Below are 16,910 nucleotides of genomic sequence, written 5' to 3'. Positions count from 1 at the left end.
CCGAAGGGCCGGGCCTGTTTTAACGCGATGCAGCGTTACTCGATGGCTCATTTGGGCGACCAAACTTCGCATCTCGTGCCTTGCCTCGCGTTAAAACAGGCTCCGGCGCGGCCGCGAATGAAACGGGAACAGACCCTAAACCCGCCGCCGCGCTCCCTGAGCCCGGCGGCTTTTGCATGAGGAATCACCGTGCGTTCACTGTTCTGGCGCATTCTGGCGACCTTCTGGCTGGGCATCGCTCTGGTGGCCGCTCTGTCGCTGCTGCTTGGCCGCGCCCTGAATCAGGACGCCTGGATTCTGAGCCTGCACCCAGGCCTTGACGATCTCGATAGCAAGTGGGTCAAGCGCTATGAACAGCAAGGACCAGCAGCAGCCCAGGATTTTCTCGAACAGCGCAAGCGCAAGTACCGTATCGACACGCAGGTGCTTGGCGAGAGCGGCCAGCAACTGGTCAAAGGCACCTTTCCGTCCCGTGCTGCCGCCTTCGAGGCGCGCCACGGCGACGACCGTCGCTTGCCATGGCGGCGCCTGACCGCCGAATACACCAGCCCGGAAAGCGGTGAAAGTTACCTGTTCATCTACCGTATTCCGCACCCGGAACTGGCAGCCTGGCACCGCGGCAGCCTGTTCTGGCCACTCAGTGCCATCGCCATTGCCCTGGTGGTGCTGACGCTGTTCAGCCTGATGCTGACGCTGTCGATCACCCGCCCGCTGGATCGCCTGCGCGGCGCCGTGCATGACCTCGGCCAGACCGCCTACCAACAGAACAGCCTGGCTCGTCTGGCCACGCGCCGCGACGAGCTGGGCCTACTGGCCAAGGACTTCAACCGCATGGGCGAGCGCCTGCAAGGCTTGATCGGCAGCCAGCGCCAGTTGCTGCGCGATGTTTCCCACGAACTGCGCTCGCCCCTGGCGCGCCTGCGTATTGCACTGGCACTGGCGGAGCGCGCCGATACCGCGGAGCGAGAACGGCTCTGGCCCCGCCTGAGTCAGGAGTGTGATCGACTGGAGGCGCTGATCAGCGAAATTCTTGCCCTGGCCCGCCTGGACGCTGATCCGGGCGCCGCACAGCCCGTCGATCTGGCCGCTCTGCTCGGCAACCTGCAGGAAGACGCGCGCCTGACCGCTCCGCAACAACAGCTGCAGATCGATCTAGACCCACGCGCACGCCTGGAAGGCTGGCCAGACATGCTGGAGCGCGCGCTGGACAATCTGCTACGCAATGCCTTGCGTTTCAGCCCAGCGGATCAACCTGTCCTCATCAGCGTGCAAAGCCAGGGGCAAAACGTAACGCTGAGCGTGCGCGACCATGGCCCAGGGGTCGCCAGCGAACACCTGGAGCAATTGGGTAAACCGTTCTTCCGTGCACCGGGCCAGAGCGGCTCCGGCCACGGCCTCGGCTTGGCTATCGCGCGGCGGGCAGCGCAGCGTCATGGCGGTGAACTGCTGTTGAGCAACCATCCGCAAGGTGGCTTCATCGCGACGCTCAGCCTGCCGGCCAGGCAGCAGGCAGGCTGAGTGCGTTTCGCTCAGCCCTCCCAGGCGCTGACGAAATCCTCGACGCGGACCTCCGGGGCGCGGCGCAGCTCACGCTCCGGTGTACCAAGGTAGAGGTAGGCGATGATCTGCTCGTCCGCCGCCAGGCCCAGCCCCTTGGCCACATGGGCGTTATAGGCCATGTCGCCGGTACGCCAGACCGCACCGATACCCTGAGCATGGGCGGCCAGCAGCATGCCATGCGCGGCGCAGCCGGCTGCTATCACCTGCTCGGAAGCAGGCACCTTGGGGTGAGCCTGCACCCGGGCGATCACCACCACCAGCAATGGCGCGCGCAGCGGCATGCCACACGCCTTGTTCAGCGCCTCCGGCGTAGCCTGCGCATCGGCGACCTGCAGGGCTTCGGCGAACAGTTCCCCCATACGCTCACGCGCTGCCCCTTCAACCGTCAGAAAACGCCACGGACGTAGCTGGCCATGATCCGGTGCGCGCAGGGCTGCGCGAAACAGCATCTCGCGCTGCGCGGCATCCGGGGCCGGTTCGACCAGGCGAGGAACGGAAACACGGTTGAGCAGAGCGTCGAGGGCATCCATCGGCCACCTCCGAAAGACTAAAGAGGGCGCATTCTCAATGCTGCAAGCTGCAAGCTGCAAGCTGACCAGCGCACGGAGCTGATGTCAGAAGCCTGTCGAGCCGTAGCCCGGATGCAATCCGGAGATCGCTGGCCCCGGATTGCATCCGGGCTACCCGCTAACCTGCAGCCGCCGTCAGGCTACCCGGTCGGGCGATATCACCGGTTGCACCGGCGGAGTGAGCGGCGGCAGACCGTAAGCCTTGCGCGCATCGTCGCAACGCGGGTTGTGCTCACCGTTCGCCCATGACGCTTCGAACTCGCGACAGCTACTCGAGCGCTGTTCGTACATGGTGCAACGCACACCACAACCGACGTCGCCTAACAGTTGCGTGCAACGTGCCGGTTTGCTCTCCGTGCCACGCATGGCGACGTAATGGGGGCTGATCTGGATGACCTGCTCGTCCGGAACGCTACCGCCCGCGGATTGGCACTCGCCCCAGAAGAAGGACACACGAAAAAACGCGCAGCAGGCGCCGCACGTAAGGCAGGGATTAGCTTCGGACATTTGAGGAGAACTCGGAAACCGACGGACGTCGGCAACTGGCGGCTATTCTATGCTCGGCAATGCGCTTGTAAAGCCCCCACCGTTGCGGTTTACAGCCGCCCGTGCGCAGGTAGAATGGCGCATTTTCCAACCCGCCAGAGCCCTCTACATGGCCTTGCCGACGCTGCGCATCATCGGTTTCATCATCGGCATATTCCTGATTACCCTGGCGATCAGCATGGCCATCCCGATGCTGACCCTGCTGATCTTCGAGCAGCCTGAAGATCTCAATGCCTTTCTCTGGTCCAGCCTGATCACCCTGATCACGGGTCTCGCCCTGGTGATTCCCGGCCGGCCGCAGAACGCTCAGTTACGCCCGCGTGACATGTACCTGCTGACGACCGGGAGCTGGACCTTGGTTTGCAGCTTTGCCGCGCTGCCCATGATGCTGATCGCCCATATCAGCTACACCGACGCCATCTTCGAAACCATGTCCGGCATTACCACGACAGGTTCAACCGTGCTGACCGGGCTGGATGACATGTCGCCCGGCATTCTGATCTGGCGCTCGATGCTGCATTGGCTCGGCGGCATTGGCTTCATCGGCATGGCCGTCGCCATTTTGCCGCTGCTGCGCGTGGGTGGCATGCGCCTGTTCCAGACCGAATCCTCGGACTGGGGCGAAAAGGTCATGCCACGCTCGCACATGGCCGCCAAGTATTTGTTGCTGATTTATCTGGCCCTGACCCTGCTCGGTTTTCTGGCCTTCTGGGCTGCGGGCATGAGCCCTTTCGACGCCATCAACCACTCCATGGCATCGATTTCCACGGGCGGTTTCTCCACCTCCGATGCGTCCCTGGCACACTGGCCAGAACCGGCCGTGCATTGGACGGCAGTCGTGCTGATGCTGCTCGGGGGCATGCCATTCATGCTCTATGTCGCCTTCGTTCGCGGCAATCGCCAGGCGCTGTTCAAGGACCATCAGGTTCGCGGCTTCATCGGCTTTCTGCTGCTGACCTGGCTGGTATTCGGCACCTGGTTGTGGATCAACTCGGACTACGCCTGGCTCGACGCCTTTCGCATTGTCGCGGTGAACGTCACCTCGGTGGTCACCACCACCGGCTTCGCCCTCGGCGACTACACCACCTGGGGCAGTTTCGCCGTGCTGCTGTTCTTCTACCTGACCTTCGTCGGCGGCTGTTCCGGCTCGACATCGGGCGGTTTGAAAATCTTCCGTTTCCAGGTCGCCTACGTGCTGCTCAAGGCCAACCTCATGCAACTGGTGCACCCGCGCGCAGTGATCAAACAGCAGTACAACAATCACAACCTGGATGAAGAGATCGTCCGCTCGCTGATCACCTTCTCCTTCTTCTTCACCATCACCATCGGTGTCCTGGCTCTGGCCCTGACCCTGGTCGGCCTGGACTGGGTCACGGCGCTGACCGGCGCCGCCACCGCCGTGTGCAACGTCGGCCCGGGCCTTGGACCGATCATCGGCCCGGCCGGCAACTTCGCCAGCCTGCCGGACTCGGCCAAATGGCTGCTCAGTGCCGGCATGCTGCTCGGCCGCCTGGAAATTCTGACCGTACTGGTGCTGGTCACCCGTAGTTTCTGGAAACACTGACCGATGCCACTAGCCAGCCTGCGCATCCTCGCCTTCATCAACGGCATCTTCCTCGTCACCCTGGCGCTGAGCATGCTGGTACCGGTGATCACCCTGTTGATCTTCGAGCAGCCGCAGGGCATCAATGCCTTTCTCTGGTCAAGCCTGATCACCGCGCTCACCGGCATCGCCATGATCGCTCAGGGCAGGCCCCAACAAACGCAACTGCGCCCCCGCGACATGTACATGCTGACGGTGTCGAGCTGGGTGATGGTATCGATCTTCGCCGCCTTGCCATTCATTTTCGCCGAACGGGCGAGCATCACCGATGCATACTTCGAGAGCATGTCCGGCATCACCGCTACCGGCGCTACCGTATTCAGCGGCCTCGACGACATGTCTCCGGGTACGCTGATCTGGCGTTCACTGCTGCACTGGCTGGGCGGCATCGGCTTCATCGGCATGGCCGTGGCGATCCTGCCGATCCTGCGCATCGGGGGCATGCGCCTGTTCCAGACCGAGTCGTCGGACCGCTCGGAAAAGGTCATGCCGCGCTCGCACATGGTCGCCAAGTACATGGTGCTGGCCTATGTCGGCCTGAGCACACTCGCGGTGCTGGCGTTCTGGTGGGCTGGTATGGGCCTGTTCGATGCGATCAACCACGCCATGTCGGCGATCGCCACCGGTGGTTTCTCCACGTCCGACTCTTCACTGGGCAAATGGCAGGAACCGGCCATTCACTGGGTCGCCATCGTGGTGATGGTGCTTGGCAGTCTGCCGTTCGTGCTCTATGTCAGCGCCCTGCGCGGCAACTACCGCGCACTGTTTCGCGACGCGCAGGTGCGTGGATTCCTGCTGCTGCTGGTGGGCAGCTGGTTCGTGCTGGCGGGCTGGAAATGGCTCACCACCGACCTGTACTGGCTCGATGCGCTGCGTCTGGTGGCGGTGAACATCACCTCTATCATGACCACCACCGGCTTTGCCGTGGGCGACTACCACCTGTGGGGCCCGTTCGCCAGCATGATGTTCTTCTACCTGGGCTTCGTCGGCGGCTGCTCCGGCTCCACCGCCGGCGGCCTGAAGATCTTCCGCTTCCAGGTCGCCTACATCCTGCTCAAGGCCAACCTCAGGCAGCTCATTCACCCCCGTGCGGTGATCAAGCAGCAATACAATCGCCACCGCCTGGATGAAGACATCGTCCGTTCGATCCTCGCCTTCGCCTTCTTCTACACCATCACCATCGCCACCCTGGCGCTGGCGGTGGCGATGTGCGGGGTGGACTGGATCACGGCCCTGACCGGCGCTGCAGCGATGGTCTCAGGCGTTGGCCCTGGCATGGGCGAGATGGTCGGTCCGGCTGGCAACTACGCCACCATCCCCGACCTGGCCAAGTGGCTGCTGAGCTTCGGCATGCTGCTCGGGCGCCTGGAAATCCTCACCGTGTTGGTGCTGCTGTTCCCGGCCTTCTGGCGTCACTGAGCAGGCGCGCTACGCGAGCCCGCGACGACTGCGATACTCACCAGGCGTTTCACCGAACCAACGGCGAAACGCCCTGAAGAAGTTGCTCGGATCGGCAAAGCCCAACAGATAGGCCACCTCCAGCAGGGTCAGGTCGACCTGACCGAGGTACTGTTCGGCCAGCTCACGACGGGTGTCATCGAGCAGTTGCTGGTAGCTGGTGCCCTCCTCCTGTAGGCGCCGCTGCAGAGTACGCTGTGACAGGTGCAGCGTTTGCGCCACCACTTCACGCCGCGGCTCGCCCTGAGGCAAAAGGCGACACAGCACCTGACGTGCCTGATGGGTGACGCGACTGCTGCAGAAACGCGCCAGGTATTCGCCAGCAAAACGGTCATGCAGTTGCGCCAGCGCCTCATTGGCACTGGGCAAGGGCGCTTCCAGATCGGCACGCTCGAAGATCAACCCGTAATGCTCGGCATTGAACTTCAGCGGAGCCTGGAACACCTGCTGATAAGGCGCCGGGTCGGCAGGTGGCGGGCCTTGCAGGCGAATCTCGCGCGGGCGCATGGGCTTGCCGGTCATCCAGCGGCAAAAGGCCAGGCAGTATGCCAGCGACGCCTCGGCGCTCTGCCGGGCCGGCGGCAGGCGGTCGCCATGAATGGCCAGGGTCAGCGCATAGCCGTCGGGTTGCGGCAAGAAATTCAGGTCCGCGCCTTCACCGATGATGCGCTGGTAGCGCACCAGACGGGTGAAGCCATCACGCAGGTTGCGACTGGACATCAGTGCATAACCCACCACATGGAAGGACGCCGGGCGTACCACTTGCGCCATGTTCAGGCCGATCGCCGGGTTGCCCGACAGCGCCACGGCGCGCTGCCACAGACGGGTCATGCCGTCCTGCGGGAAGCGCGCATCGGGGTCGCTCAGCGCGGCGTAATCCATGCCCAGTTCGGCGAACAGGCTGGTGCAGTCTACGCCGCCCAGCTCCAGCGCCTGCACGATGGCCAAGGCCCAGTTGGAAGAGGTGGTTCTTTCGCTCATCGTCTTGTTCTTGTGATCAATCAGCAAGGCCATGGTTGGCGGCGCAAGGATACTAGACTGGCACCTTAAGTCAGTGGCCCACGGAGACAGCAGGTCTAGACTCGTAGGTGACAATAACAGGAGGTGCGCCATGACCGCCCAGACCACCGAACGCTACCAGAGCTTCGCCGAGTTCTACCCCTATTACCTGCAGGAACACAGCAATCCCGTGTGCCGCCGCCTGCACTACGCCGGCAGCCTGCTGGTGCTGGCGATCCTCGCCTACGCCCTGCTCAGCCAACAATGGCTGTGGCTGCTGGCCATGCCGCTGGCCGGCTATGGCTTCGCCTGGGTCGGCCATTTCGTCTTCGAGAAGAACCGACCGGCGACCTTCGACTATCCGCTGTACAGCCTGATGGGCGATTGGGTGATGCTCAAGGATGCCTTCACCGGCCGCATCCGTTTCTAAGAATCTGGCTGCTCACACTAGGGCCTGTACGAAAAGTCGTCGAGCAAAGGTCAGGCAAGGCAAAAACATGCGAAGAAGCGGAGTTTACGTGTTGTAAATGAGCATTCTGAGCCTGTTTTTAACGCAGCATCACCGATGCGCAGGCACTTTTCGTACAGAGCCTAACAACAAGAACGAGAAAAACCATGAATAGCCGCGCCCGCTTCACCCATATGCAAGACGGCCAGGCCGAGGACTGGGCCATCATCGCCCAGGACTTCGCCGCCTACGCAGCTCAGTTGCCAGCCCGCATCCTCGACCACCTGCGTCTGCTCGACGGCGATTTCGGTGGCTTTCCGGTGGACCGCCTGACCCACTCGCTGCAAACCGCCACCCGCGCCCATCACGACGGCCGCGACGAGGAGTACGTGATCTGCGCGCTGCTGCATGACATCGGCGATACCCTCGGCAGCTACAACCACCCGGACATTGCTGCAGCGATCCTCAAGCCCTTCGTCAGTGCCGAGAACCACTGGATGGTGGAGAAGCACGGCATTTTCCAGGGCTATTACTTCTTCCATCACCTGGGCATGGATCGCCACCTGCGTGAGCAGTTCAAGGATCACCCGCAATACCAGGCGACCATAGAGTTCTGCGCCAAGTACGATGCGGCCGCCTTCGACCCGGACTATGAAAGCCTGCCATTGAGCTTCTTCGAGCCCATGCTGCAGCGCGTGTTCGCCCGGCCGAAGAACTCCATCTATCTGGCTGCAATGGACAACACCAGCGCCTGACCGCTGGCCACTGTTGCGCCACCGTTCGGCGGCCATGCTTGGCTGGCCGCCACCCCCTTGGTTATGATCCCCGCCCAGCGAGCCTCTGGCTCAGGTCTTGCAGACCAGCCAGGCGTCCAGCAGAGACGCCAGAAATCCAGCAGGGACAGTTCCAGCAGATGAAGCCAGCAACCACCAGCCGTGCCAACGGGCTACCGACGCCGCCGTTGCGCGAATACTATTCGCGCGTACTGGCCTATATCGCCACGGCCGCCAGCATCGCCGCCGGCACCTATGTCGGGCACTTCGCCTACGACATCCTGTGGATGGTGCCCTACGCCCTGCTCTACCCTCATCTGGCGCACAATCTCAGCCGCCGTTTCAAGCGCGACTATCCGCAGCAGACCGACCTCGCCCTGCTGTTCTTCGATGCCCTGCACGCTGGCGCATCCTGCGTATTGCTGGGGTTCTCCGCCGTGCCCAGCCTGATGTTCCTGCTGATTCTCTGTTTCAGTGCCCTGGTGGTCGGTGGCATGCGCTATCTCGGCCTGGGGCTGCTGGTGGCCGCCAGCGGCATGGCGCTGTGCGCCGCGCTGGTTGGGGTTCATCCCAATACCGATACGCCGACGCTGGTGGCGCTGGTCAGCATCCTCTTCGCCACCCTGTACATCTGCATCACCGCCTACTTCGTCAACCAGCAGGGCCTGCGCCTGGCTCAGGTACGCAGCGAGATCAAGCGTGAACAGGAAAAGGCCGCACGCCTGGCGCGCAACCTGGCCAAGTACCTGTCACCACAGGTCTGGGAATCGATCTTCACCGGCAAGAAGAGCGTGCGCCTGGAGACTCAGCGCAAGAAGCTCACGGTGTTCTTCTCCGATATCAAGGGTTTCACCGAGCTGTCGGAAGAGCTGGAAGCCGAAGCGCTGACCGACCTGCTCAACACCTACCTCAACGAAATGTCGAAGATCACCCTGAAATACGGCGGCACCATCGACAAGTTCATCGGTGACTGCGTCATGGTGTTCTTCGGCGACCCGAGCAGCAACGGCGCCAAGAAGGATGCGGTCGCGGCGGTTTCCATGGCCATCGCCATGCGCAAGCACATGAAGGTGCTGCGCCAGCAGTGGCGCGCCCAGGGCATCACCAAGCCACTGGAAATTCGTATGGGCCTCAACACCGGCTACTGCACGGTGGGCAACTTCGGCGCCGATACGCGCATGGACTACACCATCATCGGCCGCGACGTGAACCTTGCCAGCCGCCTGGAAAGCGCCGCCGAATCCGGCGAAATCCTGATCTCCCACGAGACTTATTCGCTGGTCAAGGACGTGATCATGTGCCGCGACAAGGGCCAGATCGCCGTCAAGGGCTTCACCCGCCCGGTGCAGATCTACCAGGTGGTGGATTTCCGCCGCGACCTGGGCGCCACCTCCAGCTACGTCGAGCACGAACTGCCGGGCTTCTCCATGTACCTGGATACCAATGGCATTCAGAACTTCGACAAGGAACGGGTGATCCAGGCGCTCAACCAAGCCGCCGAGAAGCTGCGCGACAAGGTCATTCTCTAAGGGCACCGAGGTGTAGAGCGAATCGGAACTCCGGCCGCTCGTAGCCCGTAGGGCGGACTCAGGTGCGAAGCGAACAGTCCGCCGTTTTCCGGAGCTCCACACGTACGGCGGCGTACTGCTTCCGAGCGGCCGGCGTCCCGGTACGCCCTACGCCTCCAGCGCCTCAACCAGCGCCGGCTCACCATCGATCAGCGGCTGCAATGCCAGAAACTCCAGCGCCGACGCGCGCCAGGACTGCGCTGCCGCCAATTCCGCGCAAGTCTCCCGATCCAGCTCCAGCGCGCCCATGCAGGCAGCGTGTAAATCCTCGGCCATCACCCCACTGAGCCCCTGCTGCAGCACATCCAGTGGCCCGGCCACGGGAAACGCAGCCACCGGCGTACCGCAAGCCAGCGCTTCCAGCATCACCAGGCCATAGGTATCGGTACGCGAGGGGAAGACCAGCACCGAGGCATCCTGATAAGCCTCGGCCAACGCCTGGCCATGGCGATAGCCGAGAAAGCGCACCAACGGATACTGCTGCTGCAACGCCTCACGTTGCGGGCCGTCGCCGACCACGCGCTTCTCACCCGGTAATTCCAGATCGAGAAACGCCTGCAGGTTCTTTTCCGGAGCGATGCGTCCGACGTAGAGAAATACTGGTCGCACTGGCCGGGGGCGCGTCTCGTCCGGCCGAAACAGCCGGGTATCCACCCCTTTGCGCCACAGTTGCAGCCGTTGCAGGGCCCAGCCGGCGAACTCTTCACGCAGCCGCTCGGTGGTCACCAGCACGGCCTGGCTGGGGCGATGGAAAGCGCGTAGAAAGGCATAGCCCCAACGTGGCGCAATCCACGGCCAGCGCGTGCTGACGTACTCCGGGAATCGCGTATGGATTGCCGTGGAAAACGCCAACCCACGCTTGACCAGCCAACGCCGCGCTGCCCAACCCAGCGGCCCCTCTGTAGCGAGATGCACGCAGTCAGGACGAAAGTCGCGAATCGCCGCACCGACGCGCCACAGATCCCACACCAACGGAATCTCAGGGTAGGTCGGACAGGGTACGGCGCGGAAATCGGCGGGCGACAGCAGCTTGACCTGATGACCCAGCCCACGCAGTTCGCCGACCAGCGCGGCCAGGCTGGTGACCACACCATTGACCTGAGGCGTCCAGGCGTCGGAGACGATCAGTATCCTCATGCGCTGGTCTCGAGGGCGACGACCCGCTCCTCGCTGGCCAGTTGCGCCTCGGCCAGACGATAGAGCTCGATCTGCCCATCCCAGTGCTCGATCAGCGCCGTGCAGGATTCCACCCAGTCGCCGCAGTTCATGTATTCCACGCCACTCACCTGGCGAATCTCGGCATGGTGAATATGGCCGCAGACCACGCCCTGCAAGCCGCGCTTGACGCACTCGTGAGCGATGGCCTCCTCGAAGTCGCTGATGAAGTTCACCGCGGTCTTGACCTTGTGCTTGAGGTAAGCCGAGAGCGACCAGTAACCGTAGCCCCAGCGGCTGCGCCAGTGATTGAGCCAGCGATTGAGGGTCAGGGTGAATTCGTAGGCCGAGTCGCCGAGAAAGGCCAGCCAGCGGTGATAACGGGTGATCACATCGAACTGATCACCATGGATCACCAGCAGTTGCCGGCCATCGGCCGTGACGTGCACCGCCTCGTCGACCAACTGGATATTGCCCAGCAGCAGGCTGGAGTAACGCCGCAAGAACTCGTCATGGTTGCCGGTAACGTAGATCACTTCGGTGCCGCGCTTGCTCATGGTCAGCAGACGGCGGATGACGTTGGTGTGCGCCTGTGGCCAGTAGATGCCACCACGCAGTTTCCAGCCGTCGATGATGTCGCCCACCAGATAGATGCGATCAGCGTGATAACGCTTGAGAAAGGCCGCCAGGTGTTCGGCCTGACAATCACGCGTGCCGAGATGTACGTCGGAAATCCACAGGGTGCGGACTCGTTGCTTGCGGCTGGGCTTGGCGAGCTGGGCGCTGGTCATGGGCGACCTCCGGCTGGGTTTAGACGAGCTTGAGGGGTCGCGGTGAAAGGCATATGACAGGAAAAAGACCATTCGATGACGCAGCAGCGCCCCGGCCCAGGCGTTACACTCCGGCGGTTGCCAAGGAAACTGCCATGCTCCCGATCCTGTCCCTGCGTCATTACAGCCACGAAGTACTCAGCCATAGCCACGACCACGCGCAACTGGTGTTCGGCCTGGCGGGCGAGCTGCAATTCGAAGTGGACGGCCAGGGCAGCCAGGTGCTGCGCCATCACCTGGCCGTAGTGCCGGCCGAAGCACGCCATACCTGCGGCAGCCCACGCGGCAGCCAGTGCCTGGTACTGGATCTGCCGGCCAACGACTGGCTGGAACGCCAGCTGGGCCACCATGCGAGCGATATCCAGCGTTTGCTGGACAAGCCCAACGCCCTGCAACTCGATCCCTCGCAGGGGCAGCTGCTCAACTGGTTGGCCAGCAGCCCGATCAATGACCCGGTCATCGCCGGCCAGGGTGCGGCCCTGCTGCTCGGCAGCCTGGCCTGCAGCCGCCAGCATGCCGAGACGCCAGGTTTGCCGCTAGCAGCCTTGGATCGTTATATCGAGCAGCACGCGGCGCATCCGCTGCAGGTGGCGGACCTGGCGCGCCTTGCCGGTCTGTCGGTGGCGCGCTTCCATGCCCGCTTCCTCGCCGAGACCGGGAGCACGCCCATGGAGCATATCCGCCAACGCCGCCTGCACCTGGCCGAGCAACTGCTGCGTGGCAGCGACCTGGCCGTTGGCGAAATCGCCGCACGGGTCGGCTACAACTCGCAAAGCGCCTTCACCGCTGCCCTCTCCCGCCACCTGGGCATGACCCCAAGGCAATTGCGCCGCACGCGCTAGCCAGTACACGAGCCGTAGGGTGCGCCGTGCGCACCGGCCGTTAGCGATGCCCGCACGTAGCCTCGATAGCCTGGCGACAAAACTCATCACTCCCGCGACAGACGGCTATCGTCTGCGCCGCCTAGACTGCGCCGCATTATCGAGGAGTACCCCATGCAAACCATCGAATGGCAGGATTTCGAGAAAGTGGAGCTGCGCGTCGGCACCATTCGCAGCGCTCGTCCCAATGACAAGGCAGTGAAGCCGGCCTACGTGCTGGATGTGGATCTCGGCGAACGGGGCATCAAGACCTCCAGCGCGCAGATCACCGCGCACTACAGCTGTGGCGAGCTGATTGGTCGCCAGGTGCTGTGCGTGTGTAATTTCGCCCCCAAGCGCATCGCCGGGGTGCGCTCGGAAGTGCTGGTCACCGGTGTCTATGACAGCGACAACCGCGTCGTCCTCGCCGGTTTCGACCAGCCATTGCCCAACGGTGCGCGCCTGGCATGACGGAACGTAACGCCCTGCTGGCGATTCACCTGGGTGCCCTGCTGTTCGGCCTGTCAGGCATCTTCGGCAAACTCGCGGCGACCACGCCGAACATGATTGCAGGCGGCCGCGCGTTCTTCGCCGTGCTCGCCCTGGGCCTGGCTGCGGTGCTCTGGCGCAGCCGCAATGCAGTTCGTCCGAGCCTGCGGCAGATGGCTCTGCTGGCACTCGGCGGCCTGCTACTGGGCACGCACTGGGTCACCTTCTTCGAGGCGGTGAAGGTCTCCGGCGTGGCCATCGCCACCCTCGGCTTCGCCAGCTTCCCAGCCTTCACCGTACTGCTGGAGGGCCTGCTGTTTCGCGAGCGCACCCGCCCCGGCGAGTTCGCCATGGTCGGCGTGGTATGCGTGGGGCTGATCCTGGTCACGCCCGAGTTCAGCCTGAACAGTGACGCCACAGTCGGATTGCTGTGGGCGGTGTTGTCGGGCTTTCTCTTCGCCCTGCTGTCGCTGCTCAATCGCGCCAGCACCCGTGGCCTCGACCCGGTAAAGGCCGCGCTGTACCAGAACATCACGGTACTGCTGTGCTTCCTGCCGCTGGCCTGGCCGCTGCTGCCCAGTGTGCACGCGGTGGACTGGCTGTGGCTGGCCATGCTCGGCATCTTCTGCACAGGCCTGGCGCACAGCCTGTTCGTCGCCAGCCTGCGCGTGCTCAAGGCGCGCACTACGGCAGTGATCTTCGCTCTGGAGCCGGTCTACGGGATTCTGTTCGCCTGGTGGCTGTTCAGCGAGCAGCCGACGCTGCGCATGCTGGCCGGAGGCGTGCTGATCGTCAGCGCGATCTTCGTTTCGGCGCGGATGGCGCGCTGACGCCCGGAACGCCTTGCTGCAGCGCAGCCCTGCTGATCAGTTGACGCTGTAACCACGCCCCGTCAGACAGGCGCTCAACGCCCGGCGATAACGCTCGGTGGAGTCGGCACCTACTGGACGGGTTGTGGTGGCAGGGTCGAAACCGCTCTGTCCCACGGCCCAGCCGTGGCACTCATATCGATCACGCCCCTGTTGCTCGACACTCTGTCCGCTGGCTGGATAGGCGATCACTTCATAGCTGGCGATACTATTGCCCTGTATGACTGGCGGCGGTGTGACGACCTCATAGCGCTGGGCATTGACGTTCCACTGGTAGTAGGTGCCTGCTGCGACAAAGTACAGCGCACTGCCGATCCATAGCTCACGAGCGCCCTCCGGCAAACCATGGCGATGACCGCCGGGACCGGGGCCCCACTTACCCCAACCAGGGCCACCCGGAGCAGACCCACCAGGACCAGGCGGGCCTGCCAGCGCCTGGGCAGAAAGCACCAGACTCATCAATGCCAGGATCACGGAGCGTTGCAGCGACATACTTCACCTCTCACAGAATGGCCATAGCGGCTCAAGGCAAATTATTCGTGCGCACTCGCAGGAGCGGGGTAAGCCCTGTGTAAAGAGGGGGTAAAGCTTCTGATACGTATCCGATCAAGGGCGGTCGTTATGGCCCAGGTCGCGGGTCGGGGCGATCAGATCGCGCACTCGCTGCTTGAGCACCTTGGCCTCTGGGAAACCACCATCGGCCTTGCGTTCCCAGATCTGCTTGCCATCGCAGAGGATGCGGAACACGCCGCCGGTGCCCGGCTCCAGGCTGACCCGGCCGAGCTCGTCGGCAAAGGTACTCAGCAGTTCCTGAGCCAGCCACGCGGCGCGCAGCAGCCACTGACACTGGGTGCAATAGGTGATGACGATTTCGGGCTTCTGATCGGGCATGGCAGCGGCTCTACTGTGGGGCTTGATGCCTATAATAACGGCCTTTGTCTCTGCTCCTGCCGGAATCCACCATGCGCCGCCTGCTCTTTTCGCTGCTCTGCCTGTTCGCCCTGTCCAGCCTGCCCGTCGTCGCTGCCGAACGTGTCGGTCTGGTGCTGTCGGGCGGCGCCGCTCGCGGCCTGGCACACATTGGTGTGCTCAAGGCCCTGGAGGAACAAGGTATTCGCATCGACGCCATCGCCGGCACCAGCATGGGCGCCATCGTCGGCGGGCTCTATGCCGCCGGCTATTCGGTGGCGGAGCTTGAGCGCCTGGCGCTGGAACTGGACTGGCAACAGGCGCTGTCCGACTCACCGCCACGCGAGGACATCCCCTTTCGCCGCAAGCAGGACGACCGTGATTTTCTGATCAAACAGAAACTCAGTTTTCGCGACGACGGCAGCCTTGGCCTGCCGCTGGGCGTGATCCAGGGCCAGAACCTGGCGCTGCTGCTGGAAAGCCTGCTGGTGCATCGCAGCGCCACCCGCGATTTCGATCATCTGCCGATCCCCTATCGCGCCGTGGCCACCGATGTGGTCACGGGTGAACAGGTGATCATGAGCAGCGGCCACCTGCCGCAGGTGATGCGCGCCAGTATGTCGATCCCGGCGGTGTTCGCCCCGGTGGAAGTAGATGGCCGCCTGCTGGTCGACGGCGGCATGGTCAACAACGTGCCAATCGACGTCGCACGGCAGATGGGTGTCGATCACGTCATCGTCGTCGACCTGGGTATGCCACTGAAACCGGCCAAAGAGCTGCTCACCGTGGTCGACGTGATGAACCAGTCGATCAACCTGATGATGCGCAAGAACTCCGAGGCTCAACTCGAAACGCTGGAGGCGGACGACGTATTGATCCAGCCGCCACTGGCCGGCTTCGGCGTCGCCGACTTCAATCGTGGCGAACAGATGATCGACGCCGGTTATCGCGCCACGCAGATTCAGGCCGAGCGCCTGGCTCGTTTGCGTACCAGCAGCGCCGGCAATCCGGCACTGGCCATGGCGCGCTCGCGCGAACAGCGCACACCGGTGATCCGCGAGATCCAGGTGGAAAACGACTCGAAAGTCGGCGATGCGGTGATTCGCCGGCATATTCGCCAACCGCTTGGCGAGCCACTGGACATGGATCGCCTGCAGAAAGACATGGGCACCCTTTACGGCTTGGACTACTTCGAGCGCGTGCAATACCGGGTAGAGCCACTGGACGAGCGCGGCAGTGCACTGGTGATCGATGCCCGCGGCAAACGCACCGGCACCGACTACCTGCGTCTGGGGTTGAACCTGTCCGATGACATGCGTGGCGACAGCGCTTTCAACATCGGCGCCAGTTACCGCGTCAACGGCATCAACGAGCTCGGCGCCGAATGGCTGACACGCCTGCAGCTGGGTGACCGTCAGGAGCTCTATAGCGAGTTCTATCAACCGCTGGACGCCGGCTCGCGCTACTTCGTCGCGCCCTACCTGTTCGGCGAGGCACAGAACGTCGAAGCGATCCTGGACAACGATCCCATCGCCGAATACCGCCTGGAGCGTTACGGCTATGGCCTCAATCTGGGCCGGCAGATTGCCAACAACGGCGAGATTCGTTTCGGCATCGCTCAGGCCTGGGGCGAGGCGGATGTCCGCGTAGGCGAGCGCGATCTGCCCAGCTTCAGTTTCAGCGAGGGGTATTACGAGCTGCTGTACTCCTTCGACACCCTGGACAACCTCGACTTCCCGCGTACCGGCGAGGACATCGGCCTGATGCTGCGCAAGTATGACCGCGGGCTGGGTTCGGACGAGGCATATCGGCAATGGCAGCTGAAGCTGGACAAGGCCTACAGCCACGGCCCCAACACCTGGCTGTTCGGTGGGCGCTACGGACGCACCCTGGATGAGGCGGAAGTGGTCACCTCGGGCTTCATTCTCGGTGGCGCCCAGGAGCTGTCGGGCTTTCGCCAGGACTCGCTGAGCGGCCAGAACATGGCGCTGGCGCGGATGATCTACTACCGGCGCATGACGCAAACCTCGATGCTGCCGCTGAACTTCCCGCTATACCTGGGCCTGTCGCTGGAGCGCGGCCGCGCCTGGAACAACGACAATGCCTTCGACAGCGGCTACATCAACGCAGCCAGCATCTTCCTTGGTCTGGATACGCCGCTGGGCCCGCTGAACTTCAGCTACGGCTTCAACGACGAGCGGGAAAAGGCGCTGTACCTGAACCTGGGCAAGAGCTTCTGAAACGACGAGGCCGCGCATATGCGCGGCCTCGTCA

At 63.3% G+C, this 16,910-nt stretch carries 17 protein-coding genes; 10 read left to right on the top strand and 7 right to left on the bottom strand.

Features of this window, described 5'->3' with window-relative positions:
• The first annotated feature begins 189 nt into the window (after positions 1-189).
• A complete protein-coding gene (locus BM186_RS08015) occupies positions 190-1,518 on the top strand; it encodes a sensor histidine kinase (protein ID WP_074914436.1) in 1,329 nt (442 codons plus the stop codon).
• Between the two features lie 11 nt (positions 1,519-1,529).
• Here BM186_RS08015 and BM186_RS08010 read toward each other — a convergent pair whose 3' ends face one another.
• Complete coding sequence (locus BM186_RS08010; protein ID WP_072424692.1) at positions 1,530-2,090, bottom strand: nitroreductase family protein; 561 nt, start codon at positions 2,088-2,090, stop codon at positions 1,530-1,532.
• Between the two features lie 174 nt (positions 2,091-2,264).
• The gene (locus BM186_RS08005; RefSeq protein WP_037002400.1) at positions 2,265-2,636 is read right to left on the bottom strand and encodes a YkgJ family cysteine cluster protein; all 372 of its coding nucleotides are present in this window, start codon (positions 2,634-2,636) and stop codon (positions 2,265-2,267) included.
• 148 nt (positions 2,637-2,784) lie between these two features.
• Between BM186_RS08005 and BM186_RS08000 the strand changes: the two genes are divergently transcribed.
• Together BM186_RS08000 and BM186_RS07995 are read left to right on the top strand one after the other, a co-directional pair.
• Entirely contained in the window at positions 2,785-4,239 is a 1,455-nt protein-coding gene (locus BM186_RS08000) for a TrkH family potassium uptake protein (protein WP_074914433.1), read from the top strand.
• A 3-nt stretch (positions 4,240-4,242) separates the two neighbouring features.
• Complete coding sequence (locus tag BM186_RS07995; protein ID WP_074914431.1) at positions 4,243-5,697, top strand: TrkH family potassium uptake protein; 1,455 nt, start codon at positions 4,243-4,245, stop codon at positions 5,695-5,697.
• A 9-nt stretch (positions 5,698-5,706) separates the two neighbouring features.
• On the opposite strand, the gene BM186_RS07990 is transcribed toward BM186_RS07995, so the two are convergent.
• On the bottom strand, positions 5,707-6,717 hold the full coding sequence (locus BM186_RS07990) for an AraC family transcriptional regulator (protein ID WP_074914732.1): 1,011 nt from the start codon (positions 6,715-6,717) through the stop codon (positions 5,707-5,709).
• A 130-nt stretch (positions 6,718-6,847) separates the two neighbouring features.
• Here BM186_RS07990 and BM186_RS07985 point away from each other — a divergent pair, with 130 nt between their 5' ends.
• The 3 genes from BM186_RS07985 to BM186_RS07975 all read left to right on the top strand — a co-directional run bounded on the left by BM186_RS07985 (position 6,848) and on the right by BM186_RS07975 (position 9,485).
• Positions 6,848-7,165 carry an Mpo1-like protein gene (locus BM186_RS07985; RefSeq protein ID WP_017677387.1) on the top strand — a complete coding sequence of 106 codons (318 nt, stop codon included), beginning with the start codon at positions 6,848-6,850 and terminating at the stop codon, positions 7,163-7,165.
• A gap of 185 nt (positions 7,166-7,350) precedes the next feature.
• Complete coding sequence (locus BM186_RS07980) at positions 7,351-7,938, top strand: HD domain-containing protein (protein ID WP_074914429.1); 588 nt, start codon at positions 7,351-7,353, stop codon at positions 7,936-7,938.
• 158 nt (positions 7,939-8,096) lie between these two features.
• Positions 8,097-9,485: an adenylate/guanylate cyclase domain-containing protein gene (locus BM186_RS07975; protein WP_074914427.1), complete on the top strand. Its 1,389-nt coding sequence runs from the start codon at positions 8,097-8,099 to the stop codon at positions 9,483-9,485.
• 147 nt (positions 9,486-9,632) lie between these two features.
• On the opposite strand, the gene BM186_RS07970 is transcribed toward BM186_RS07975, so the two are convergent.
• Positions 9,633-10,661 (bottom strand): glycosyltransferase family 4 protein, encoded by a 1,029-nt coding sequence (locus tag BM186_RS07970; RefSeq protein ID WP_074914424.1) that lies wholly within the window; start codon positions 10,659-10,661, stop codon positions 9,633-9,635.
• Positions 10,658-11,470, bottom strand: coding sequence for a UDP-2,3-diacylglucosamine diphosphatase (locus BM186_RS07965; RefSeq protein WP_072424686.1), 813 nt, complete (start codon positions 11,468-11,470; stop codon positions 10,658-10,660). Before BM186_RS07965 ends, BM186_RS07970 begins: the two co-directional genes overlap by 4 nt.
• Positions 11,471-11,604: 134 nt before the next feature.
• Here BM186_RS07965 and BM186_RS07960 point away from each other — a divergent pair, with 134 nt between their 5' ends.
• The 3 genes from BM186_RS07960 (at position 11,605) to BM186_RS07950 (ending at position 13,688) form a co-directional block, all read left to right on the top strand.
• On the top strand, positions 11,605-12,351 hold the full coding sequence (locus BM186_RS07960) for a helix-turn-helix transcriptional regulator (protein WP_074914422.1): 747 nt from the start codon (positions 11,605-11,607) through the stop codon (positions 12,349-12,351).
• Between the two features lie 153 nt (positions 12,352-12,504).
• The gene (locus BM186_RS07955) at positions 12,505-12,840 is read left to right on the top strand and encodes a tRNA-binding protein (RefSeq protein WP_074914419.1); all 336 of its coding nucleotides are present in this window, start codon (positions 12,505-12,507) and stop codon (positions 12,838-12,840) included.
• On the top strand, positions 12,837-13,688 hold the full coding sequence (locus tag BM186_RS07950; protein WP_074914417.1) for a DMT family transporter: 852 nt from the start codon (positions 12,837-12,839) through the stop codon (positions 13,686-13,688). Before BM186_RS07955 ends, BM186_RS07950 begins: the two co-directional genes overlap by 4 nt.
• A gap of 36 nt (positions 13,689-13,724) precedes the next feature.
• On the opposite strand, the gene BM186_RS07945 is transcribed toward BM186_RS07950, so the two are convergent.
• Positions 13,725-14,219, bottom strand: a complete 495-nt coding sequence (locus BM186_RS07945) for a hypothetical protein (protein ID WP_074914413.1) — start codon at positions 14,217-14,219, stop codon at positions 13,725-13,727.
• A 114-nt stretch (positions 14,220-14,333) separates the two neighbouring features.
• Positions 14,334-14,618: an Rdx family protein gene (locus tag BM186_RS07940; protein WP_074914411.1), complete on the bottom strand. Its 285-nt coding sequence runs from the start codon at positions 14,616-14,618 to the stop codon at positions 14,334-14,336.
• Positions 14,619-14,689: 71 nt separating this feature from the next.
• Here BM186_RS07940 and BM186_RS07935 point away from each other — a divergent pair, with 71 nt between their 5' ends.
• Complete coding sequence (locus BM186_RS07935) at positions 14,690-16,876, top strand: patatin-like phospholipase family protein (RefSeq protein WP_074914408.1); 2,187 nt, start codon at positions 14,690-14,692, stop codon at positions 16,874-16,876.
• Positions 16,877-16,910 lie beyond the last annotated feature (34 nt).

Source organism: Ectopseudomonas toyotomiensis, assembly GCF_900115695.1.
GTDB classification, from domain to species: domain Bacteria; phylum Pseudomonadota; class Gammaproteobacteria; order Pseudomonadales; family Pseudomonadaceae; genus Aquipseudomonas; species Aquipseudomonas toyotomiensis.
Note: the sequence above shows the minus strand (reverse complement) of the source record. Positions and strands in the feature narration are given on the sequence as shown.